The sequence below is a fragment of the Brevibacterium sp. S22 genome, assembly GCF_004745485.1.
Classification (GTDB): Bacteria; Actinomycetota; Actinomycetes; order Actinomycetales; family Brevibacteriaceae; genus Brevibacterium.
Genome location: NZ_RHFG01000008.1, coordinates 1 through 22,345, shown reverse-complemented (window position 1 = coordinate 22,345; position 22,345 = coordinate 1). Strand labels below are relative to the sequence as shown.

Annotated in this window: 18 protein-coding genes; 2 read left to right on the top strand and 16 right to left on the bottom strand. The window is 64.5% G+C overall.

From position 1 onward, the window contains the following. Positions 1-37: 37 nt before the first annotated feature. The 6 genes from ndk to EB835_RS08915 all read right to left on the bottom strand — a co-directional run bounded on the left by ndk (position 38) and on the right by EB835_RS08915 (position 7,965). The gene (gene ndk / locus EB835_RS08940; RefSeq protein ID WP_135809129.1) at positions 38-457 is read right to left on the bottom strand and encodes a nucleoside-diphosphate kinase; all 420 of its coding nucleotides are present in this window, start codon (positions 455-457) and stop codon (positions 38-40) included. 82 nt (positions 458-539) lie between these two features. Then, the gene (locus EB835_RS08935) at positions 540-905 is read right to left on the bottom strand and encodes a DUF4233 domain-containing protein (RefSeq protein WP_135809128.1); all 366 of its coding nucleotides are present in this window, start codon (positions 903-905) and stop codon (positions 540-542) included. Then, positions 902-2,347 (bottom strand): bifunctional folylpolyglutamate synthase/dihydrofolate synthase, encoded by a 1,446-nt coding sequence (locus EB835_RS08930; RefSeq protein WP_135809127.1) that lies wholly within the window; start codon positions 2,345-2,347, stop codon positions 902-904. Before EB835_RS08930 ends, EB835_RS08935 begins: the two co-directional genes overlap by 4 nt. Further along, entirely contained in the window at positions 2,344-5,607 is a 3,264-nt protein-coding gene (gene ileS / locus EB835_RS08925; protein ID WP_135809126.1) for an isoleucine--tRNA ligase, read from the bottom strand. Before ileS ends, EB835_RS08930 begins: the two co-directional genes overlap by 4 nt. 303 nt (positions 5,608-5,910) lie before the next feature. Beyond that, on the bottom strand, positions 5,911-6,666 hold the full coding sequence (locus EB835_RS08920; protein ID WP_135809125.1) for an SDR family oxidoreductase: 756 nt from the start codon (positions 6,664-6,666) through the stop codon (positions 5,911-5,913). An 81-nt stretch (positions 6,667-6,747) separates the two neighbouring features. Continuing rightward, a complete protein-coding gene (locus tag EB835_RS08915) occupies positions 6,748-7,965 on the bottom strand; it encodes an acyltransferase (RefSeq protein ID WP_135809124.1) in 1,218 nt (405 codons plus the stop codon). Between the two features lie 228 nt (positions 7,966-8,193). Between EB835_RS08915 and valS the strand changes: the two genes are divergently transcribed. Next, a complete protein-coding gene (valS, locus tag EB835_RS08910) occupies positions 8,194-10,839 on the top strand; it encodes a valine--tRNA ligase (RefSeq protein WP_135809123.1) in 2,646 nt (881 codons plus the stop codon). Positions 10,840-11,110: 271 nt separating this feature from the next. Beyond that, entirely contained in the window at positions 11,111-11,803 is a 693-nt protein-coding gene (locus EB835_RS08905) for an AIM24 family protein (protein WP_135809122.1), read from the top strand. A gap of 543 nt (positions 11,804-12,346) precedes the next feature. Here the strand turns inward: EB835_RS08905 and EB835_RS08900 are convergent. From EB835_RS08900 to EB835_RS08855, 10 genes are all read right to left on the bottom strand, one after another. Beyond that, positions 12,347-13,633, bottom strand: a complete 1,287-nt coding sequence (locus tag EB835_RS08900; RefSeq protein ID WP_135809121.1) for an MFS transporter — start codon at positions 13,631-13,633, stop codon at positions 12,347-12,349. A 12-nt stretch (positions 13,634-13,645) separates the two neighbouring features. Continuing rightward, a complete protein-coding gene (clpX, locus tag EB835_RS08895) occupies positions 13,646-14,929 on the bottom strand; it encodes an ATP-dependent Clp protease ATP-binding subunit ClpX (RefSeq protein WP_135809120.1) in 1,284 nt (427 codons plus the stop codon). Positions 14,930-15,124: 195 nt separating this feature from the next. Beyond that, a complete protein-coding gene (locus EB835_RS08890) occupies positions 15,125-15,769 on the bottom strand; it encodes an ATP-dependent Clp protease proteolytic subunit (RefSeq protein ID WP_135809119.1) in 645 nt (214 codons plus the stop codon). A gap of 23 nt (positions 15,770-15,792) precedes the next feature. Further along, positions 15,793-16,353 (bottom strand): ATP-dependent Clp protease proteolytic subunit, encoded by a 561-nt coding sequence (locus tag EB835_RS08885; RefSeq protein WP_135809224.1) that lies wholly within the window; start codon positions 16,351-16,353, stop codon positions 15,793-15,795. A gap of 240 nt (positions 16,354-16,593) precedes the next feature. After that, positions 16,594-17,958, bottom strand: coding sequence for a trigger factor (gene tig / locus EB835_RS08880; RefSeq protein ID WP_135809118.1), 1,365 nt, complete (start codon positions 17,956-17,958; stop codon positions 16,594-16,596). Positions 17,959-18,170: 212 nt separating this feature from the next. After that, positions 18,171-19,568, bottom strand: coding sequence for a glycoside hydrolase family 15 protein (locus EB835_RS08875; RefSeq protein WP_135809117.1), 1,398 nt, complete (start codon positions 19,566-19,568; stop codon positions 18,171-18,173). A 249-nt stretch (positions 19,569-19,817) separates the two neighbouring features. Then, entirely contained in the window at positions 19,818-20,135 is a 318-nt protein-coding gene (locus EB835_RS08870) for a hypothetical protein (protein WP_135809116.1), read from the bottom strand. A gap of 29 nt (positions 20,136-20,164) precedes the next feature. Beyond that, the gene (locus EB835_RS08865; RefSeq protein ID WP_135809115.1) at positions 20,165-20,464 is read right to left on the bottom strand and encodes a hypothetical protein; all 300 of its coding nucleotides are present in this window, start codon (positions 20,462-20,464) and stop codon (positions 20,165-20,167) included. A 25-nt stretch (positions 20,465-20,489) separates the two neighbouring features. Continuing rightward, a complete protein-coding gene (locus EB835_RS08860) occupies positions 20,490-21,971 on the bottom strand; it encodes a tyrosine-type recombinase/integrase (protein ID WP_135809114.1) in 1,482 nt (493 codons plus the stop codon). Next, entirely contained in the window at positions 21,968-22,216 is a 249-nt protein-coding gene (locus EB835_RS08855) for a hypothetical protein (RefSeq protein WP_135809113.1), read from the bottom strand. The genes EB835_RS08860 and EB835_RS08855 overlap by 4 nt, the downstream gene beginning before the upstream one ends. Between the last annotated feature and the right edge of the window lie 129 nt (positions 22,217-22,345).

Genomic DNA, 22,345 nt, shown 5'->3' with positions numbered 1-22,345 from the left:
GACCGGCGCGGTTCCCTAACCGGTCTTCTCTCGGATCTCAGCCTGCGGCCGGATACCAGATTCCGATCTCGCGTTCGGCTGATTCGGTGGAATCCGAACCGTGGACGAGGTTCTTCTGCACCTTCTCACCCCAGTCGCGGCCGAGGTCGCCGCGGATCGTGCCCGGAGCAGCAGCCGTCGGATCGGTGGCGCCGGCCAGCGACCGGAATCCGGGGATGACGCCCTGCCCGGAAACGATGATCGACACGATCGGTCCTTCGGACATGAAGTCGACGAGCGGCTGGTAGAAGGGCTTGCCTTCGTGTTCGGCATAGTGCGCTGCCAGTTCGGCGGCGGTAGCCGAACGCAGATCCAAGGCGTCGATCGCATAGCCCTTGGCTTCGATGCGGGCAACGATCTGTCCGACGAGTCCGCGAGCGACTCCGTCGGGCTTGATGAGAATGAGCGTACGTTCCATTCCGGTCCTTCCAATATCGTGTGGACGTCGGTCCACAGTCTACCCGGGCGCCGTGGCGGGACCGCCGCGGCGCAGTCGATGTTCAGCTTCGTGCGGCGACCTCGCGGTCGATGCGGGCCGACCAGTAGACGGCCACTGCCCACAGGGCGATGAAGAGCGCTGCGACGAAGAACATCGAGGTGAGCACGAAGCCTGAGGCCAGAAGCAGCACCTGGACGACCCAACCGAGGATCACACCCGGGCGTCTCTGACCGATCCGACGCGGCAGCAGGACGACCGCGACGATCGCGAGCACGGCAACGATCGAGGCTCCGATGAGCAGCTGAGCCAAGGTCAGGGTCTGAGCCGACTTCACCGACAGACCGAAGGTCGTGAGCACCGCGCAGTAGACGACGAGCAGTTCGCAGATGAGGATCGACCCGCACAGGACCGGGTACTTCGATTTCATCGTTCCTCCCCTCTTCCGAGCAGCAGGCGAGCTTCGGCAACGGTGTAGATGGATCCGGTGATGACGATTCCCGGGCTCTTCGCATCGACGCTGTTGGCCAGGTCGATGGCCTTCATCAGTGCCGCGTTGAGGTCGGAGGCGACGAGAACGGAATCCTCGTCGACCCACTCTCGGGCCACCTCGGCGAGGTCGTCGACCGGCAGCGCACGAGAGTTGAGATTCTCGCTGACGACGAACACATCGGCGCTGCGGTGGAGCTCCTCGATGACACCGTCGCTGTCCTTGTCCGCAAGCATCGCCAGCACCATGACGATGTAGTCGAAGTCGAACGCTTCGCCGAGGGTTTCGGCGAGCACACGCGCGGCATCCGGGTTGTGGGCGCCGTCGACGACGACGCTGGGGCCGGTGCGAACGAGTTCGGCACGGCCCGGCGAGGTCACACGGGCCAGCCCCTCGGCGACCGTCTCCTGGTCGAGGGGTTTGTCTTCGGCACCGAGGAAGGCTTCGGCAGCGACGATCGCGACCGCGGCATTATGAGCCTGGTGGATTCCGTGCAGAGGCAGGAACAGATCGGAGTAGACGTCCAATCGGCCCTGGACGGTGATGAGCTGACCGTCGACGGCACGCTGCCGGTCGAGGAGGCGGAAATCGCGTTCCTCCGTGGCCAGCGGAACCTCACGGCGCGCTGCCTCCTCGTCCAGGACGGCCTGGGCGGCCTCGTCTTGGACGGCAGACACGGCGACGGGTGCGGGGGCCGGGCTCGGTTCGACGCTGCGGTCGAGGATTCCGGCCTTGGTCGCAGCGATCTGTTCGATGGTGTCGCCGAGGAACGCCTGATGGTCGAGGCCGATCTTCGTGAACACGCCTACCTGTGCGTCGGCGACGTTCGTCGAATCCCACGCTCCGCCCATGCCGACCTCGGTGACGACGACATCGACAGGGGCATCGGCGAAGACGGCGAAGGCCAGAACGGTCAGTGCCTCGAAATAGGTCAGCTTCGCTCGGCTCTCGGCCTCGAGCTGGGCATCGACGATATCGAGGTACGGGGCGATCTCGTCATAGATGCGCACGAAGGTCTGCGCGGACACCGGCGCCCCGTCCACTGATATCCGTTCGGTCACCGAGTGCAGGTGAGGGCTGGTGAATCGGCCGACGCGGAGCTCATGGGCGGTGATGAGCGAATCGATCATCCGCGCCGTCGAGGTCTTCCCGTTCGTGCCTGTGATCGTGATCGCCGGGGCCGCGGTGTGGATGTCGCCGAGGACCTCGCACGCCCGTCGGGTCGCGTCGAGTCGGAGCTCGACCTGCGTCTCCCCGGCCCGAGCCAGCAGCAGGGCGTAGACCCGGGCGAGCTCGGCCCGCGTCGCTTCGTCGACGACGGGTTCCGTCACGGCCTCATCCGCTGTCTGCGGAGCGTCGGCGGAGTCATCGTTGCCGGTCATGCCCGCTTCACCGCCAGACGGGTGCCGCCGGGCAGCTCCTCGGGGGTGAACACCTCGGCGTCGGCATCAGCCGGTCCGAAGGTCAGCGAGGTCGTCAGGGTCTCACCGGCGATGAGATCGGCGTGGGGTTCGAGTGCGGCGGCCACCTCGGTGTCGGCGTCGATGGTGACCGCGATCCGGTCGGAGATGTCGAGGTCGAGCTGCTTGCGGATGCCTTGTACGGCACGCACGGCGTCGCGGGCCATTCCTTCGGCTTCGAGTTCCGGGGTGACCCGGGTGTCGAGGGCGAGGAATCCGGTTTCGAGGGCGGCGAGCTCCATGCCTTCGGTGCCGGATTCGGCGACTGACTCCAAGGTGAATTCTCCTTCGACGAGTTCGATTCCGCCGCTGACGACGATGCCGTCGCTGACGGACCAGTCGCCGGACTTCGACGCCTTGATGACCTGCTGGACCTGTTTGCCGAGTCGGGGTCCGGCCGCGCGGGCATTGATGACGAGGCTCTGGGACAGGGAGAACCCGGCCGCTTCCGCCTCGGCGGTGTCGAGGACTTCGACCGACCGCACGTTGAGCTCATCGGCGATGATCTCGGTGAAATCGGAGCTCAAGTCCGTGTCGGTGGCGACCGTCAGCTGCGACAGCGGCAGGCGCACACGCAGCTGGTTGGCTTTGCGCACCGAGGAGGCCGTGGAGCAGATGTCGCGAGTGAGATCCATGGCCGCGACGAGGTCGGCGTCTGCGGGGAACGCCTCGGCGTCGGGGTAGTCTGCCAGATGCACGGACCGCTGCCCGGTCAGACCGCGGTAGATCTCTTCGACAGTGAACGGCAGCAGGGGTGCCGCTACTCGGCAGAAGGCTTCGAGGCAGGTGAAGAACACGTCGAAGGATTCGTGCGTTTCTGTGCCGCCGTCCCAGAACCGGCGGCGCGAGCGACGCACGTACCAGTTCGTGAGCATGTCGAGGTGGCTGCGCACGAGTTCGCATGCCGTCCAGATGTCCAGATCGTCCATCGCCTCGGCGAACTCGGTGATGAGGTCATGGGTCTTGGCCAGCAGGTATCGGTCGAGGACTTGGCTGGAGTCGTAGCGGGTCTGCGCATGGTAGCCGGTCTTCTCCCCCGCTGGGCCGTCGGCGGCGTTGGAGTAGGTGGCGAAGAACTGCCAGGTGTTCCACAGCGGAAGCACGACCTGGCGGACTCCGTCGCGGATGCCCTGTTCGGTGACGACGAGGTTGCCGCCGCGCAGGATGGACGAGGCCATGAGGAACCACCGCATGGCGTCTGAGCCGTCGCGGTTGAAGACTTCGTTGACGTCGGGGTAGTTGCGCAGGGACTTCGACATCTTCTGTCCGTCGGAGCCTAGGACGATGCCGTGGGAGATGCAGTTCGTGAATGCGGGACGGTCGAAGATCGCGGTGGCCAGCACGTGCAGCAGGTAGAACCAGCCGCGGGTCTGTCCCACGTATTCGACGATGAAGTCGGCCGGGAAGTGGTTGTCGAACCATTCGGAGTTCTCGAACGGGTAGTGCACCTGCGAGTAGCTCATCGACCCGGAGTCGAACCACACGTCGAAGATCTCCGGGATGCGCTGCATCACCGACTTGCCGGTGGGGTCGTCCGGGTTCGGGCGAGTGAGGTCGTCGACCCAGGGGCGGTGCAGATCGACGTCACCGGAGTCGTTGAGCGGCAGACGCCCGAAGTCCGCTTCGATCTCGGCCAGGGAACCGTAGACATCGGTGCGCGGGTAGGCCGGGTCGGATGAGATCCACACGGGGATCGGCGAGCCCCAGAAGCGGTTGCGGGAGATCGACCAGTCGCGGGCATTCTCGAGCCATCTGCCGAACTGTCCGTGCTTGACGTTGTCGGGCACCCAGTTGATCTGCTCGTTGAGTTCGACCATGCGGTCCTTGAACTCGGTGACGCGGACAAACCACGAAGACACGGCACGGTAGATCAGCGGGTTGCGGCACCGCCAGCAGTGTGGGTAGGAGTGTTCATACGATTCGTGGCGGACGAGCAGTGCGCTGCGGCCTTCCAGCGGGCCCGTGTGGTTGCGCAGGTCCTTGATGATGGCCTTGTTCGCGTCGAAGACCTGCTGGCCGGCGTAGTCGGGCACGGTCGAGTCGAACCGTCCCGCGTCGTCGACCGGACGGGCTGCGATGATTCCGTAGGAGTCGGTGAGCTCCTTGTCCTCTTCACCGAAGGCCGGTGACTGGTGGACGATGCCGGTGCCGTCGTCGACGGTGACGAAGTCCGCGGAGAGGATGGTGTGCATGCGCTCACCGAATTCGTCCTGGCGACCTTCGACATAGGGGAACGGTGGTTCGTAGGCGGCACCGACCAGTTCGCTGCCGGGGAAGGTCCGCAGCACTTCGGGGTTCTCGCCGAGCTCACGGGCATAGGCGCCGAGGCGGGCCTCGGCGAGGATGAGGGTCTTGCCCTGCAGCTCCTCGGCACCATCGGCACCGGCAACCACAGCGACCAGCGGGATCTCCGGGTTGACGGCTACGGCCTGGTTCGACGGAACCGTCCAGGGGGTCGTGGTCCAGATAAGGACCCACTCATCGGAGTCCCTGAGCTTGTACCCGATCGTCACTGCCGGGTCCTGGCGGGTTTTGTACACGTCGTCGTCCATGCGCAGCTCATGGTTCGACAGCGGCGTCTCGTCCTTCCAGCAGTAGGGAAGGACGCGGTAGCCTTCGTAGACCAGTCCCTTGTCCCAGAGCTGTTTGAACGCCCAGATGACGCTTTCCATGTACTCGACGTTGAGCGTCTTGTAGTCGTTGTCGAAGTCGACCCACCGACCCTGACGGGTGACGTACTCCTCCCATTCCTGCGTATAGCGCAGAACCGAGGAGCGGCAGGCGTCGTTGAAGGCCGCGAGACCCATGCGGCCGATCTCGGACTTGTCGGTGATGCCCAGCTGACGCTCGGCTTCGAGCTCGGCAGGCAGGCCGTGGGTGTCCCAGCCGAACCGGCGGTCGACCTTCTTGCCCCGCATCGTCTGGAAGCGCGGGACGACGTCTTTGACGTAGCCGGTGAGCAGGTGGCCGTAGTGCGGCAGGCCGTTGGCGAAGGGAGGACCATCATAGAAGACGAACTCGTTCTCACCGTTCTCGCCTGCGTCACGCTGAGCGATCGAAGCCTTGAAGGTGTCGTCTTCCTGCCAGTAGCGCAGCACAGCGTCTTCGATGGCAGGGAAGTTCGGAGAATTGGAGAGGCCGAACGTCGAGGTCGAAACCTTGGGATAGAGAGGCTGGGTCATGAGCGTCCTTCTGGGTCACTGCGGTCACTGTCACGAGGACGACAGTCTGCCGCGGTACCACCTCGCTTATCCGCATTCCGGCCGGTTCGGGTCGGTATGCGGATCGCTCATTTGCTCAGACGATGACGGATCCACCCGTCCGGGTCTACTGAGAACTCAGCGCCTGAGGCGCCGGCTCCGTTCTTCCGGATGCTCCCCGGTGATGGCCGGATCGATGCATGACAATCGTATACCGTCGACTCCGCCCGAGACCACCCGGCAGGGCACAGTTGGAGCCCATCGCCGAGGCGGCCCCGGACAGACTCACAGTCCCCGGTTGCGGGCGACCTTGTGCTGGGCGGCTTGGGCGATGGGGCGGATGACCATGAGGTCGACGTTGAAATGGTGGGGCCGGGTGAGCGTGTACACGACCGCATCGGCGACGTCTTCGGCGGTCAGCGGCTTCTCGACGCCTGCGTAGACCTTCGCTGCTTTCTCTTCGTCTTCGCCGACGCGTTTGTAGGTGAACTCATCGGTGGCGACCATTCCGGGGGCGATCTCGATGACGCGGACGGGTTCACCGGCGAGCTCGAGTCGCAGCGTCGCCGCCATGGAGTGGGTGCCGTGCTTGGCGGCGACATAGCCGCCGCCGCCTTCATAGGCCTGGTGACCCGCGGTCGAGGACATCACGACGATGTCTCCGCGGCCGGAGTCGATGAGCGCCGGGAGCAGAGCTTTGACCACGCGCAGGACACCGAGGACATTGATATCGAACATATCGCGCCATCCGTCGACCGACGCCTCGGCGACGGTGTCGGTGCCGAAAGCGGCACCGGCATTGGCCACGAGCGAATGGACGGCTCCCCCGGCCAGCACCTCCTCCGCCATGGATGCCACGGCGGCGTCATCGGTGAGGTCAGCGACGATGTAGTCTGCTCCGGTCTCCTCGGCGAGGGCCTTGAGTCTGTCCTCACGGCGGGCCACGGCCACGACGTCCCAGCCCTGTTCACGCAGCTGCCTGACCGTGGCGGCACCGATTCCGGAACTCGCACCGGTGACTACTGCTCTGAGAGTTTCCATCTGTGTTCTCCTCTGTCGGGGTTGTCGGGGTTGTCGGGATTGCGCATCGGGAATGGGTCGCGGGGACTTCCCGTCCAGAGCTCAGTCTACGGAGTTCGGTTCTCGACCGGGGGCGGTGTCTTCGGGGCCGAGACCGATGTCGATCGGTCGGCTCCGGCCCTGATCGGGCCGGACGGTTCCGGGTTCGATCGGGGTCGTCGGCGTGCTCGGACGGGCATTGCTCGGTCGAAAATGCGGATGGCGGGGTCCGCCTTCACCGAAGACGGCGCGGAAGCCGGGGATCTTCACCGCCAGCCAGGTGATGACGGCGCAGACGATTGCGTAAGCGATCGGCATAATGACGGCGTGGAGGAGGACACCGGGGACGGTGGTCGGCAGGCCCATGGAATTGCGCACCGGGTAGAGCAGCAGCGGGTGGAGGAGGAACACACTGAAGGAATACGGGTAGAAGCGGTGCAGGAGTCCGAACCCGGCCCGCATATGGAAGTGGAGGAGCAGGTAGGCGGACATGGAGGCGATGACGACTCCCGGGGCGAGGTATTCGTAGGGGAACAGCCACGGTTTCTCGCCGGGCCCCAGACCCGCCCATACGGCAGTTCCAGCGATTGCGACGATGAGGCTCGCCCAAGCCAGGACGGCGCCCCTGACCGAGAGGACGATATCGCGCAGCACCCAACCCAGGATGTAGAAACCGGCCATCGGCAGGAACCGAGTGGCGATATTGGCTTCGCCGACGTCGAAGATCATCGACACCCATTGGTCGACCATGCCGATGCCGAGGAAGATCAAGCCGGTCCCCCACTGCAGCCGACGCGAACCGTGAAGGCTGAGGAGACGGAAGAAGGGCGTGAGCAGGGTCAGTCCGGCGAGGACGTAGAGAAAGTAGAGCTGGACGAACGGGGATCCGGTGAGGATCGCGATGCCCGGATTCCAGGTTTCATCATCCGGCTGCAGGTAGCAGCGGCGGAACAGAACGTAGACGACGGTCCAGAACACCAAGGGAATGCCGATGCGCCAGACCCGCTTGGACAGGAACTTCCGAGGCTTGCTGCCGCGGTCGGGGTCAAGAGCCAGCGCGCCGGAGATCATGATGAACACGGGCACCGACCACCGGCAGGCGGAGTCGATGGCGTTGGCCAGCCACCAGTCGGGACCCATACCGGCGAAGTTCTCTTCGACGACGGTGCCCAGGGAATGGATGGCGACGACAGCGATGATCGCGATCGTCCGTGCCGGATTCATCCACGCGGTCGACGTGGGCGGCGGATTCTCTGTCGGAATTCTGTCCAAGGGCGCCATGTATCCATATTCTCATTGGCCGCGGCGAGAGGGTCTCACTGTGTCTCCAGAATGTCACCCGGTCCACTACGTCGACCGGAACTTCAACCGCGTCGACCAGAACTTCCACCGCGTCGACCGGACCGGACCGAGGCACGAGTGCTGCTTTCGCTCTGCGGTGAGGTTTCTCCCGGCAGCAGGCGCGAACCGGTTTGGCCGAATGCGAACCGGGTGAGAAAATCAGCAACTATGAACACACCTGCCTTTTCGGACTCGACGCACGAGTCAGTGAACCTCCCCGATAAGCCGGCCCTCGAAGGCCTGCGGGACAAATGGGACGCCGCGTGGAGCGAGCAGAACGTCTATGCCTTTGACGTCGACACCGACCGTGAGCAGGTCTACTCGATCGACACTCCTCCGCCGACGGCCTCGGGTTCGCTGCACGTGGGGCATGTGTTCTCGTATACGCAGACCGATATCATCGCCCGCTACCAGCGGATGACCGGCAAGAACGTGTTCTACCCTCTCGGCTGGGACGACAACGGCCTGCCGACCGAACGCCGAGTGCAGAACTACTACGGAGTCACCTGCGACCCCAGCAAGCACTACGATCCGGACTTCCAGCCACCGGAGAAGGCACCGAAGAATTCGCGTGACTTCGTCAAGGTCTCCCGCCAGAACTTCATCGAACTGTGCGAGACGCTCTCGGCTGAGGACGAGAAGGTGTTCGAGGACCTCTTCCGCTCCACCGGCCTGTCCGTGGATTGGAAGTACACGTACCGCACGATCGATGACGATTCGCGGGCCGTCAGCCAGCGGGCGTTCCTCACCGATCTCGACAATGGCCACGCCTACTCTCAGGACGCCCCGACCATGTGGGACGTGACCTTCGGCACCGCGGTTGCTCAGGCCGAGCTCGAGGACCGTGAGCGCGAAGGCGCCTATCACAAGGTGAAGTTCTTCCCCGAGGGCGCTGACGGACTGGCCGACACCTCGGCCGAGCCGATCGTCATCCTCACCTCCCGACCGGAGCTCATCCCCGCTGTCGTGGCGCTCGTCGCCCACCCGGATGATGAACGCTACGCCTCCCTGTTCGGCACGAACGTCGTCTCTCCCCTCTTCGGCGTCAGCGTCGAGGTCCGCGCCCATGAGCTTGCGAAATCCGATAAGGGCACGGGCATCGCCATGGTCTGCACCTTCGGCGACCTCACCGACGTGACATGGTGGCGCGAGCTCGATCTGCCGACCCGCGCGGTGATCAACCGCGGCGGCCGCCTCAACCTCGAGGTGCCGGAGTGGATCGCTGACTCGCCGAGGGCCGATGCTGTCGCCAACTACGAGGCGCTGGCCGGCAAGACCACGTTCTCTGCGCGCAAGGACATTGCGCAGATGCTCACCGACTCAGGTGACCTCATCGGTGAGATCGAGCCGATCACCCATCCCGTCCCGTTCTACGAGAAGGGCGACAAGCCGCTGGAGGTCGTCACCAGCCGCCAGTGGTACATCCGCAATGGCGGTCGCTCCGCCGAGCTGCGCGATGCGCTCATCGCACGCGGCCGTGAGATCGAATGGCATCCGTCATTCATGCGCTCCCGTTACGAGAACTGGGTGGAGAACCTGCACGGAGATTGGCTGGTCTCCCGGCAGCGCTTCTTCGGTGTCCCGATTCCGCTGTGGTATCGCCTCGACGCTGATGGTCAGCCCGATTACGAGAATCCGATCGTTCCCGAGTCGCTTCCCTGCGATCCCATCGCCGAGGCTCCTGCCGGTTTCTCAGAGGACCAGCGAGATACGCCCGGCGGGTTCACTGCCGACCCGGACGTGCTCGACACGTGGGCGACGTCGTCGCTGACTCCACAGCTGCTCGGCGGCTGGTCGCGGGACGAGGAGTTCTTCGACAAGGTCTTCCCGTTCGACCTGCGTCCACAGGGACACGACATCATCCGCACTTGGCTGTTCTCCACCGTCGTCAGAGCGAATTCGCTCAATGATGCGGCGCCGTGGAAGCATGCAGGCCTCTCCGGCTGGATCCTCGACCCGGATCGGAAGAAGATGTCGAAGTCGAAGGGCAACGTCGTCGTACCCTCAGACATCCTCAGCGAGGCGAAGCCGGGATTCGGCCCCGACGCTGTCCGCTACTGGGCTGCCAGTGCGAAACTCGGTGCCGACACCGCTTATGACGTCACGCAGATGCAGATCGGACGCCGTCTGGCCATGAAGCTGCTCAATGCCTCGAAGTTCGCTCTGGCTCAGGGCGTGCACTCCGGTCTCATCGGTCAGCTCGACTCCGTGACACACGATCTCGACCGGGCGCTGTTGGCGAAGCTGGCCGACGTCGTCGAACAGGCCGGAACACATATGGCCGCCTATGACTACGCTCATGCTCTGCGGGTGTCAGAGAGCTTCTTCTGGGAGTTCACCGACGATTACGTCGAGCTCGTCAAGGATCGCTCCTATGGTGCCGCGGGCACCGACGACCAGGTGTCTGCCCACGTCACCCTGGCCACGGCCCTCGACGTCCTGTTGCGTCTCTTCGCACCGTTCACACCGTTCGTCACCGAAGAGGTCTGGTCGTGGTGGCGTACGGGTTCGGTCCACCGTGCCGCGTGGCCGGCCGATGAGGGGCTGAACCACCAGGGTTCGTCCGTCGATCCCGAACTGCTGGCTTCTGTGGCTGCGGCGCTGACCGAGATCCGCCGTACGAAGACCGAAGCCAAGGTCTCGCAGAAGACGGAGGTCGCCTCGGTGACCATTCAGGCCCCGGCAGCCGTCGTCTCGGCGATCAAGGCCGCCGAAGGAGACATCAGGGCCGCAGGTCGCATCAGATCCTTGGTGACCGAGGAAACCGGTGAGGAGCTCACCATCGCCGACATCGGCTTCGTCGAACAGGACTGATCTGAGACCGAACTGGTTCTCCGGGATCGCCTGAGAACAGGGCGGTCCCGGCCGAGCCCCACAGCGCACCCTTCTTCACCTGATCTGAGGGGGGACAGCGGTGGGGCTCTTGCCATGTTCTTTGGTGCCTTTCGTGTGTTCCGTCGGGCCCGTCGCGTGTTCCGGAACGGACACACGAATCGGCCGGGTTCCGCGCTCTCTGCCCCGTAATATGGTTGTCGACAACCGAAGAAGTACTGACGTCCTTCCTGATCGAAAGGCCCCCAGGACCGTGAGAAGCGAACTCTTTTCCAAGCGCAATGCCGAGATCCAGAACCAGGAGCGGTGGACTCTCCAATCGAACAAGATGCTGCGTTCGGTGGTCACGCCGAACGCTCCCATGATCGCGACCAAGGGGGCGATGGTCGCCTACCAGGGAGATGTCCACTTCACCCACCAGGGTGCGAAGTCAGTCGGTCAGTTCATGAAGAAGGCCGCCACCGGCGAGGGCGGCAATGTGATGCGCGTCGAGGGGCACGGAGAAGTGTTCTTCGCCCGGGAAGCCTCGAACATCTTCATGATGGCTCTCGAGGGACCGCAGGACGCGCTGACCGTCAACACCGCGAATCTTCTTGCCTTCGATGATGCTCTCAGCTGGGAGATCAGACGCATCAAGGGCGGTGTCGGTGCGATGGTCAGCGGCTCTGGACTGTTCAACCTCGAGCTGGCCGGACAGGGCACCGCCGCAATCTGCTGCAAGGGTGAGCCAATGGTCCTCGACTGTTCACAGCAGCCGACCTTCGTCGACCCGCAGGCCGCAGTGTGCTGGTCATCTGCGCTGGCCCCGCAGATCAAGACCGATGTCAGCGTCGGCACGTTCTTCGGTCGCGGCTCCGGCGAGTCCGTGCAGCTGGCGTTCCACGGCCCCGGTTTCGTCGTCGTCCAGCCTGCGGAGAATGCCGTCTACTCGGCTGCCACGAGCTGACAGCACACCGCTGGCGCACCCCCCATCCTGCTGATCCGAGGCGAGTCGGGGTGCCTTTGTCGCTGTTTTCACGTCCCGCAACCGTGCCTCTCCTGCCCCTCGCTCATCCTCACCGACGTGTCCCCTGCCCACAGCTGCCTCTCGAATCCCCTCTTTCACGCATCCCTCACCCATCCTCGCAATCCGCCCCACAGCAACGAGGTGTTGTGCGCGGGGCAGTGCGGGATGCAGAACTGCCAGTGCGTTGAGTCATTTGCACGATGGTGCGCCAGCAACGGCGAAGGGTGCTGAGCTCCCGGCCGTCGGCTCGTTCCATCACACACCGGTCCGAGCACACCACACCGCAGCAGCGACATGTTTCGGCAGGAACGGTGAGGGGTAAGGAAGGATCGGGCCGTTTTGCTGCTTGCAGGGTGGCGCGAGGGCGACAGGGTGTGATGCCACGAAGCGGATGTCCCCTCGCCCGGGCGCGGTGCCGTGGGTGTCGTCACGCCCTAGCGCGGTGCCGTATGTGTCGCCTGGCCGGGGCGCGGTGCCGGCGGTTCAGGTTGTGGGGACGGTGTGCTCGTGGCCGCCGCGTTCGACCCGGTACTTCCGGAAAGTCGGAAAGATCGCGGCGCAGGCGAGCACGAGAGCGATGACTGCGATTCCTCCACCTGCCGAGGCGACCGTGGTGTCGGTGACGGCCGCGACCGAGCCGTGCAGAACGTCCGCAATGCGAGGTCCGCCGGCCACGACGACGATGAACACGCCCTGCATTCGACCGCGCATCGCATCGGTGGCGGCTTCTTGGAGCATCGTCTGCCGAAAGGCTCCGGAGATGATGTCGGCACCTCCGCCCAGGGCCAACGCGCTCAATGCGACGACAAGCGCGGTCAGCCAGAAGCCGGTCGCGAGTTCGAGAGACAGACCGAAGATCGTCATGGCAGCGCCCCAGACAACGATCGCGACGATGACGGCGAGACCCTGGCGCTGCACCCGTGAGACCCAACCGGAGAAGATTCCGGCCAGGGCACTGCCACCAGCCAGAGCGGCGAAGAGCAGTGAGAATACAATGCCGCCCTCGGGCGGTCCGTCGAATGTCTCAGCGGCGATCTGCGGGAAGAGCGCCCGCGGCATTCCGAAGACCATCGCGATGATGTCGACCAGCAGCGAGACCATGACGACGGTGTTCGTCGTCAGATACCGGAATCCATCGATGATGCCTTTGAGCCCCGACCGTGTATCGGACTGCTTCTGCGGCAGCAGCGAGGGAAGCCGAACCACCGCGTAGAGTGTGGCGAGCAGGAACACGGCATCGATGACGTAGAGCAGCTGGTACCCGAACAGCGGGATCAGCGCCCCTCCGAGGACTGGTCCGATGACGGCGCCCAGGGTCATGACGGTCATATTCAACGAATTGGCCGCGGGCAGCAGTTCCAGCGGGATGATCGACGGTATCAATGCGCCCTTCGCAGGCTGATTGAGGCCGAAGAACGCCTGCTGCATGGAGAACACCGACAGCAGCAGCCAGACATTGTCAGAGTTCAGCACCGCGAGGAGTGCGAGTAGTGCACTGGTGACGATCAGACCGAGAGTCGAGATCACGAGCAGCCTGCGCCGATCGATGACATCCGCCAGCGACCCGCCCCACAGCCCGAAGACGATGAGCGGGACCAAACCGAAAGCACCGGCGAGCCCGACATAGCCGGATGACCCGGTGATATGGAAGATCTGCGCGGGAATCGCCACAACCGTCATCTGCGCACCGATGACTGTGACGATATTGGCCACCCACAGCCGCCGGAACGACGCGTAGCGCAGTGGGCGTGTGTCAGCCAGTAGTCTCATGAGTGAAGAGACTCAGGCAGATTTCTTGTTCGTCCTGTTCCGTGACTTCGGGACGAGGGTCGGGGCGACGTTCGATTCGACGACGTCCTTGGTCACGACCACCTCGGCGATGTCCTCGCGCGAGGGCACATCGAACATGACCGGCTGCAGAACCTCTTCCATGATCGAGCGCAGACCGCGAGCACCTGTTCCGCGCAGAAGCGCGAGATCGGCGATGGCTTCGAGCGCCTCGGTCTCGAACGTCAGGGAGACGTTGTCGAACTCGAACATCCGCTCGTACTGCTTCACCAGTGCGTTCTTCGGTTCGGTGAGGATCGACATGAGCGCGGCCCGGTCGAGGTTCGACACGGTCGCCAGCACCGGCAGACGGCCGATGAACTCGGGAATGAGACCGAACTTGAGCAGATCTTCCGGCAGGATGTCTGCGTACAGGTCCTCTTCGTCGTTCTTCGACTGCAACAGGGCGCCGAAGCCGATGCCGTGCTTGCCCTTGCGGCCGGCGACGATCTCTTCCATCCCGGCGAATGCGCCGGCGACGATGAAGAGCACATTCGTCGTGTCGATCTGCAGGAAGTCCTGGTGCGGGTGCTTGCGTCCGCCTTGCGGAGGCACCGAGGCCTGAGTGCCTTCGAGGATCTTCAGCAGTGCCTGCTGGACGCCCTCACCGGAGACATCTCGGGTGATCGACGGGTTCTCCGATTTGCGAGCGATCTTATCGATCTCGTCGATGTAGATGATTCCGTGCTCGGCACGCTGGATATCGAAGTCCGCGGCCTGGATGAGCTTGAGCAGGATGTTCTCGACGTCTTCACCGACGTAGCCGGCTTCGGTCAGCGCGGTGGCATCGGCGACGGCGAAGGGCACGTTCAGCCGCTTGGCCAGCGATTGGGCGAGATAGGTCTTTCCCGAGCCGGTGGGTCCGACGAGCAGGATGTTCGACTTTGCGATTTCGACGCCGGAATCGTCGCTGCCGAGGGTCTTCTCGTCACCAGACTGCAGGGACCGGATGCGCTTGTAGTGGTTGTAGACGGCTACCGACAGTGCTTTCTTCGCCGGTTCCTGACCGACGACGTACTCCTGGAGGAAGTCGAAGATCTCACGAGGTTTGGGCAGCTCGAGTTCGGCCTGCTCCGGACTGGATTCGCTGAGTTCCTCTTCGATGATCTCATTGCACAATCCGATGCATTCATCGCAGATGTAAACACCAGGTCCGGCGATGAGTTTCCGAACCTGCTTCTGAGACTTCCCACAGAAGTTGCATTTGAGCAGGTCTGCTCCGTCCGCACTGCGAGCCACTGTCACAACCTTTCGCCAGGACGCTTGGCCCTAACTCTACCGCTCGTGTTTCATGTACCTCAATAGCTTCCCACACGTGGCTGACACAAGCCCCAGCTACGCCTCGGTGTGTCGGAGGAAGGAACCGAGAACGGGTCCGCACGATTGCGATCGCACGAACCCGTTCTCAGCGGTTCCCGGCCCTCCGGGCGGTGATCAGTTCGCGTTCTTGCGCGAAGTGAGCACCTGGTCGACGAGGCCGTAGTCCTTGGCCTGCTCGGCCGTGAGGAAGAGGTCGCGTTCGATGTCGTTCGAGACCTGTGAGGCCTCCTTGTTCGAGTGCTTGGCCAGAGTGCCCTCGAGCCATTCGCGCATCCGCAGCACCTCAGCAGCCTGGATCTCGAGGTCTGAAGCCTGACCCTGGCCCTGGCCCTGCATCGCGGGCTGATGGATGAGCACACGTGCATTCGGCAGAGCCAGACGCTTGCCGGGGGTTCCGGCGGCCAGCAGCACGGCGGCGGCGGAGGCGGCCTGGCCGAGGCAGACGGTCTGGATCTCAGGCTTGACGTACTGCATCGTGTCGTAGATGGCGGTCATCGCGGTGAATGAGCCGCCGGGCGAGTTGATGTAGAGGGTGATGTCGCGGTCGGGGTCCTGCGATTCGAGGACCAGCAGCTGAGCCATGACATCATCGGCGCTCGTGTCATCGACCTGTGCGCCGAGGAATACCACGCGATCGTCGAAGAGCTTGGTGTAGGGATCCTGGCGCTTGAAGCCGTACGGAGTCCGTTCTTCGAACTGCGGCATGACGTACCGCGCCTCGGGCATGTATCCGGCGGTCGAACCGGCATTGAAGTTCATCGAGTTCATTCCTTGACTCCCACTCAGTTGTCGTTGACGTCGGACGCGCGGGTGACCATCTTGTCGATGAAGCCGTATTCGAGCGCTTCTTCAGCAGTGAACCAGTGGTCACGGTCGTTGTCCTGGAGGATCTGCTCGAGCGATTTGCCCGTCTGCTGAGCGGTCAGTTCCGCCATCTGCTTCTTCATGTGCAGGATCAGCTCGGCCTGGATCTTGATGTCAGTGGCCGTGCCGCCGATTCCACCCAGCGGCTGGTGCATGAGGATGCGGGCGTGCGGGGTGGCGTAGCGCTTGCCGGGGGTGCCCGAGGACAGCAGGAACTGTCCCATCGAGGCGGCCATGCCCATGGCCACGGTCGAGACATCAGGCTTGATGTACTGCATCGTGTCGTAGATGGCCATTCCGGCGGTGACGGAGCCGCCGGGCGAGTTGATGTAGAGCGAGATGTCCGCTTCGGGATCCTCGGCGGCCAGCAGCATCATCTGCGCGCAGATGGCGTTGGCGTTGTCGTCACGCACCTCGGAACCGAGCCAGATGATGCGCTCTTTGAGAAGACGATTGAAGATGTGGTCGTCCAGACCCATTCCCCCACCGGCGTCGAGGCCGACGGGAGCTGTCGTGTCGTATGCGCTCACGTTTCACTCCTGTGTTCTGTGGATGGCTTGCTATGGACTCTAACCGCTCTCCCCCGGGTTTTAGTCCGCGGCGAGGCCTGTGTTCGCCCTCAGCGTGATCGGGACCTGCAGATATGCAGAGACGGTGGGTGCGGATCGTAATCCGTACCCACCGTCTCATCAGGATTCCACCGCCGAGGCGGCGCTCCCTCACTTCTCTTCGGCAGCCTCTGCGGGTGCTTCGTCGGCGGCTTCCGCGCTCTGCGCGTCGCCGTCGGCGTCAGCGTCCTCGTCGTCACCGGCGGAGGTGAAGGCCTCCATGTCGACGACGTTTCCGGCGGTGTCCTTGACCGTGGCACCGGCGAGGACGGCGGCCAGGGCCTTGCGCCGCGAGACCTCGCCGACCAGGGCGTTGACCTGGCCGGAGCTGTCGAGCATCTGGGCGAACTCGTTGGGGTTCATTCCGTACTGCTGCGAAGCGGAGATCAGGTACTCGATGAGTTCGGGCTGGCTGACCTCGACGTTCTCTGCCTCGGACACGGCATCGAGGATGAACTGGGTGCGCAGGTTGTGCTCGGTCTCCTCGGTGACCTCCTTGCGGTGTTCGTCATCGTCCGAACGGTTCTCGGACTCGAGGTGACGCTCGACCTCGTCGTTGACGATCTTGGCCGGGACCGGCACGTCGAGGGTCTCGATGAGGTGCTCGAGGACCTTGTCGCGTGCCTGCACGCCCTGCTCGGTCTCCTTGGCCTTGCCGGCCTGGGCGCGGAGATCCTCACGCAGCTCGTCGATCGTGTCGAATTCGCTGGCCAGCTGGGCGAAGTCGTCATCGGCCTCGGGCAGTTCACGCTCTTTGACGGCGCTCAGGGTGATCTTCACGGTGCCCTGCTCGCCGGCGTGCTCTCCGCCTGCGAAGGTGGTCTCGAAGGTGGTGGTCTCACCGGCGGAGAGTCCGTCGAGGGCCTCGTCCATGCCTTCGAGCATCGTTCCGGCGCCGACCTGGTAGGAGATGTCGGAGGCGGTGTCGATCTCTTCATCGCCGATGGTGGCGACGAGGTCGAGAGTGACGAAGTCGTCGGTGGCCGCGGGGCGGTCAACGGCGACCAGGGTTCCGAAGCGGGTGCGCAGCTGCTCGAGTTCGGCATCCACATCGGCGTCGGTGACCTCGATGGGGTCGACCTCGATGTTGATCGTGTCGTAGGCAGGCAGTTCGACTTCGGGACGCACGTCGACCTCGACAGTGAAGCCCAGATCGCCGTCTTCGGTTCCGTCGAGTCCGGGAACCTCGGAGATCTCGACCTCGGGCTGGCCCATCGGCTTGAGTTCGTGCTCTTCGACCGCGTTGCGGTAGAAGTCGTCAAGTCCGTTGTTTATGGCCTCCTGGATCACAGCAGGACGGCCGATACGCTGATCGATGATGCGCGTGGGGACTTTGCCCTTACGGAAACCGGGGACGGTGACCTGGCCACCGATGGTCTTGTATGCCTCGTCGACGCTCGGTTTGAGTTCGGCGTATGGGACTTCCACGCTGATCTTGACCCGGGTGGGGTCGAGTTGCTCGACGGAGCTCTTCACAGTGTGACCTTTCAAATTCGACAGTCATGCATTTTCGGTCATCTCCGACCTGATCATCCGGGTTCGTGACCGCAGACGGCCATCTCACAGCCTGATCGGTCATCTCGTGACCTTAGAGGGAGCGAAAGTCCACGAATAGTTCGCGCACGTCCGCAAGACGCAATCACCTATGTTACGCGAAACCCCGCCCGTTACGCGAAACCGGGGTGATTTCAGGAATCCGCTCCATCTCGGCGTCCGTAGAGCTCGTCGAGGGTGATGATGACGTTGGCCGCCGTCCACGACAGCGGTGCCACCGAGACCGGAGTTCCCTCGGCACTGACCTTCTCCGGCAGCGAACCCGCGCTGGTGCGGTGGTCAGTGAGCCAGTCGAGGACCGACTCCGCACGGCCGCTGAGTCCGAGGCGGGCGAAGCCGAGGCCCATGAGCGAGGTCGACGGCGTCCAGCTGGAGCGGTCGATGATCCACCCGTGACCGGGCTTGATGCCTCCTGCCGGCTGTTCGAGCCGGTCCCACACGTCTGCGAGGGTCTCGGGTTCGACTGCGCAGATCCCCTCCACCGTGTCGGCCACGAGTCCGGCGGCGGGCAGATAGGCGATCGCCGAATCACATCCGCCCGAGGTCGGGTATCGCTGCATCCCGTTGGCGCCGAAGGTCCGAGCAAAGGTCGTCCGATAGTCGTCGACGGCACGACTGAGCGATTCGGCTCCCCCGCCGAGGCGGCTCCACAGATCCCCGTCCGCCTTCGTCAGCACGGAGAGTGAGTTCATCCCGACCAGAGTCGGCCCGGCGAGGCCGAGAGTGACCTGCGACTCTCCGACCTCCCAGTAGTCCGGGCCGACAGGAGGCAGGCTGCGACCGTGGGCGGTGAGGTCGAAGAGACGTCGGCTGGTCCGTCGCAGCAGATCATCGAGTTCGCCGAGGACGATCGGCGCGACCGCCGTCTTGGAGACGGCATGCACTTCGGCAATGGCCCAGAGCACCAGGCCGAGCGAGTCGAACTGCGACTCGCGGTCATCCGGCGCCATTCCAGATTCCGGGTCGACCCGGGCCGCGAACGAACCGTCGACCGCCTGCACGGCCTGCAGATGCCGCAGATGCATCCACGCCGTCTCCTGCATGCCGACTCTGGCCAAGGCCACTGCGGCGAAAGCCGTATCCCGTGGCCAGGTATAGCGCCAGGGGCCGAACCACCCGGCGACCGTGGCGGGCAGTTCATCGCTGAGCACCCACAAGTCAAGAAGAGCTGAGACTGCGAGTTCTCGGCGGTGCGCAGGCAGAGCTCCCAGCCACGGTTCGCAGCGGTCGAGGAAGTCCTGCTGCCTCGCTGCCGGGCCGGGATCGGCGAGGTCCGGCATTACTCGTGACTGGGCGGGCAGGTTCCGTGCGGACTCCTCATCGAGGGCTTCTCGCACGCCCGAGCGGGTGTAGGCGGCCGTGACCGAGCGGACCGGGTCCGGTCGTCCCGCCTCGGCGAGAGCTGAGGTGACGACTGCACCGACACCGATCGCACCGAATCCGATGACGGTGCCGGTCAGCAGTGCTCTCCGACTGGGCCACGCTGAGGTCTGCGCAACTCGGAGGCGTCTGAGCCGCCCTTCGCTTCTCATGAGGAGGATCATACCTATCCGGGCATAAAGAAACCGGCCTGATCGAGTGATCAGACCGGCTCGCGGAGGGGATGACGGGAATCGAACCCGCACCATCAGTTTGGAAGATTCCTGTTGCCCTCTGTGTCGCCCCAGGTCAGGCCGGGTCCTGTGTTTGTATTCGGACCAAACGTGACCTTATATGACCTAACTATACACACTGAGTTCTAGAGGGTTCGGTCATGTTAGGTCACGCCGTGTCGGCTGCGGTCACGAATCGGTGTCAGGCAACGATGACGAGTCCGCTGGGCGCGGTGGTTCGGTGTCGAGGGCAGCAGCCAAGCGGATGGATTCGGGATCCAGTGGCGAGGAACCGGGCACGCTGTGGCGGGGGCGAGCGTCGAGGTCGGCCCGGTGGCGGCGGGCGAGTTCGTCGCGGACGGTGCGGGTCTCTCTGGCGCGGCGGTGGTATCCGGCGGGGAAGTCGGCGGCGGTGAGTCGTTGCAGGTGCGCGAGCAGTGCGGTGGTCGTGGCGGTGCGCAGCACCTGCGCGGAGAGTCCTCGGGGGTGAGGCCTGCGGTGTGTCATGGTTCGTGTTCTCTTCGTGGTGGTTGTGGTCAGTGCGGCAAGTTGCGATTGAACCGGCGACGGCGTTTGCGTCCGCGCCGGGACCGGTGTTCAGGCGGTTGGTAGTGGTCGGGGTGGAAGCGTTCGGCCCTCTGGGCGCGTTCAATCTCGGTGGTGCGGTAGCGGCGGCGGACTTCGGTGGCGGTGGCGCGGTACTCGGTAGCCAGTGCGGTGTAGTCGTCGCCGGTGATGTAGTCGAGTCGGCGGGCGAGATAGTCCCTGTGGGATTCGAGCCGGTCGAGCGGGACTCGACGCAGCTCAAGTCTCCAGGGAACGTGGTTGCTGGACATGTGACTTCCTTTCGTGGTGGTGGGGTTAGCTGATCGCGGCGAGGTGGCCGCGTCGAGTGCCGAATGCCAGCGGAGCCGATGCCCGGCGACGATGAGCACGAGCAGTGTCCGTGTCGGCTCGGTCATTCGGCAGCGGTTTGGCAGCAGCCGCCGGGGTGCTCGGCCCGGTCGGGGTCGGGTCCGTCGGACTCGGATTCGGGGTCCCGGTCGTGTTCGTGAGTTGGTCGAGCCGGTCGGCTAATGCGCGGTCGCGGTCGTTTCCCGCGTGCTGATAGATCGCAGCCGCCCGGGCCGTGGAGTGACCAATCCGGGCTTGCAGCTCAGCCTGAGTCGCCCCGGCTTGCGCAGCCAGCGTCGCCCCGGTGTGGCGCAGGTGATGCCAGGCGATATCGGGCCGGTCAATGGCCAGTCGTGCCCGACGCATCACCCTGGACCGGGTAGACGCGGTGACGGGGTTGCCGTGGCCGGTGGTGAACATCAGCGCATCGGGGTCGGTGCCGGTGTGTTGGTCGAGGTGGTCGGCCAGGACCGGCAGGATCGAACGCGGCAGGTTCACGGTGCGTCGACCAGCGGCGGACTTCGGCGGACCATAAGCGACGGATTCGCCCGGGACTTCGACCAGGGTGCGGGTCACGGTGACAGTCGCGGTGTGCAGGTCGAGGTCGCCCCTACGCAGGGCGAATGCTTCGCCGGGGCGCAGTCCCGACCAGGCGGCGATGAGCACGGCGGCACGGTAGCGGTCGGGCATCGCATCGGCCAAGGCCACCACTTCGGGCGCGGTCAGGGGTCGGCGTTCGGGGTGCGGTGCTGTGCCCGCCCCTTTGACGTGGACCGGGTTCGCGGTGATCAGACCATCGCGCACGGCTTGCATGAGCACGGTCCGCAGCAGACGGTAGGCACCGGCGGCAGCGGTCCGACCCGGGTACTCCCCCGCCGTGGTCGGCACCGTCGGGGCCGGTGAACCGGCGGCAGTCCATGCGTCGAGCACATCGGTCGGCAACTTGCCGGTCGGGGCCACGTCGAATCCGTGGCTCATCGCCCAGGCCCGGGCCGGATGCGGGCCGCGTCGGGACGTGCCCGACTGATCGAGGGCAGCAGCGCGGGTGCCGTCGAGCAGCGCGACATACCAGGTGCGGACGAATCCCGGGGTCAGGGCTTGGATGGTCACCGTCGAGATATCGACCGGAGTCGTCGTCCCGACCGGGCACAGAATCCACGAATCGGCGGTACGCCGGTACAGGTCGAGGGTGCGCGGGCGCAGCGTCGCCTGAGCGTGGTCGAGGTAGTCGGCCAGATACTGACCGACGGTGATTGCCGACGGCTTCGCGATGACGGGGTTGTTGCCCAGCACTTCGGCATGGACCCGCACGCGCACGGCTTCGGCCTCTTGCCGGGTGGCGAACGTGCCCGGCACTTTATGGCGGGTGCCGTCGGGAGCGGTGTAGCGGACCCGGAACCGCCCCGACGGAAGACGATCAATCGCCCCGAACACTGCCCGCGCCGTCACAACCCACCCCCACAGATGTCGGTGTCATCTTCGCGGGTGATGATCAGTGTGAGGAATGCCAGTGTGTCGGTGTCGGGCAGGTATCCGGCATCGAGAGCGTCGGTGACGGTTTCGAGCGCGTAGAGGGTGTTGTCGGTGGCTTCGGGATACTGAGCGGTCAGGCAGGGGCCGTCGCCGGGGACGTAGGTGAATGATCGTCCGGTGTAGAGGTTGGTGACGTTGAACGCTGTGTGCGCGGTGGACATGGGGGTTATAGGCCGAAATGTGTGTACAGGATAGCCCGTTTGCCCAGTAGTCAGTAGGGCAAGACCGGGTTGAACATGCTCTGCAACCATGTTCAGTGCCCAATCCCAGAAATCACCCCGTCTGTGGTG

What these genes read in the sequence shown, in the direction of transcription:
- ndk (WP_135809129.1), bottom strand. Translation starts at nt 457, where the DNA reads ATGGAACGTACGCTCATTCTCATCAAGCCCGACGGAGTCGCTCGCGGA.
- EB835_RS08935 (WP_135809128.1), bottom strand. Translation starts at nt 905, where the DNA reads ATGAAATCGAAGTACCCGGTCCTGTGCGGGTCGATCCTCATCTGCGAA.
- EB835_RS08930 (WP_135809127.1), bottom strand. Translation starts at nt 2,347, where the DNA reads ATGACCGGCAACGATGACTCCGCCGACGCTCCGCAGACAGCGGATGAG.
- ileS (WP_135809126.1), bottom strand. Translation starts at nt 5,607, where the DNA reads ATGACCCAGCCTCTCTATCCCAAGGTTTCGACCTCGACGTTCGGCCTC.
- EB835_RS08920 (WP_135809125.1), bottom strand. Translation starts at nt 6,666, where the DNA reads ATGGAAACTCTCAGAGCAGTAGTCACCGGTGCGAGTTCCGGAATCGGT.
- EB835_RS08915 (WP_135809124.1), bottom strand. Translation starts at nt 7,965, where the DNA reads ATGGCGCCCTTGGACAGAATTCCGACAGAGAATCCGCCGCCCACGTCG.
- valS (WP_135809123.1), top strand. Translation starts at nt 8,194, where the DNA reads ATGAACACACCTGCCTTTTCGGACTCGACGCACGAGTCAGTGAACCTC.
- EB835_RS08900 (WP_135809121.1), bottom strand. Translation starts at nt 13,633, where the DNA reads ATGAGACTACTGGCTGACACACGCCCACTGCGCTACGCGTCGTTCCGG.
- EB835_RS08890 (WP_135809119.1), bottom strand. Translation starts at nt 15,769, where the DNA reads ATGAACTTCAATGCCGGTTCGACCGCCGGATACATGCCCGAGGCGCGG.
- EB835_RS08885 (WP_135809224.1), bottom strand. Translation starts at nt 16,353, where the DNA reads ATGGGTCTGGACGACCACATCTTCAATCGTCTTCTCAAAGAGCGCATC.
- EB835_RS08875 (WP_135809117.1), bottom strand. Translation starts at nt 19,568, where the DNA reads ATGAGAAGCGAAGGGCGGCTCAGACGCCTCCGAGTTGCGCAGACCTCA.
- EB835_RS08870 (WP_135809116.1), bottom strand. Translation starts at nt 20,135, where the DNA reads ATGACACACCGCAGGCCTCACCCCCGAGGACTCTCCGCGCAGGTGCTG.
- EB835_RS08865 (WP_135809115.1), bottom strand. Translation starts at nt 20,464, where the DNA reads ATGTCCAGCAACCACGTTCCCTGGAGACTTGAGCTGCGTCGAGTCCCG.
- EB835_RS08855 (WP_135809113.1), bottom strand. Translation starts at nt 22,216, where the DNA reads ATGTCCACCGCGCACACAGCGTTCAACGTCACCAACCTCTACACCGGA.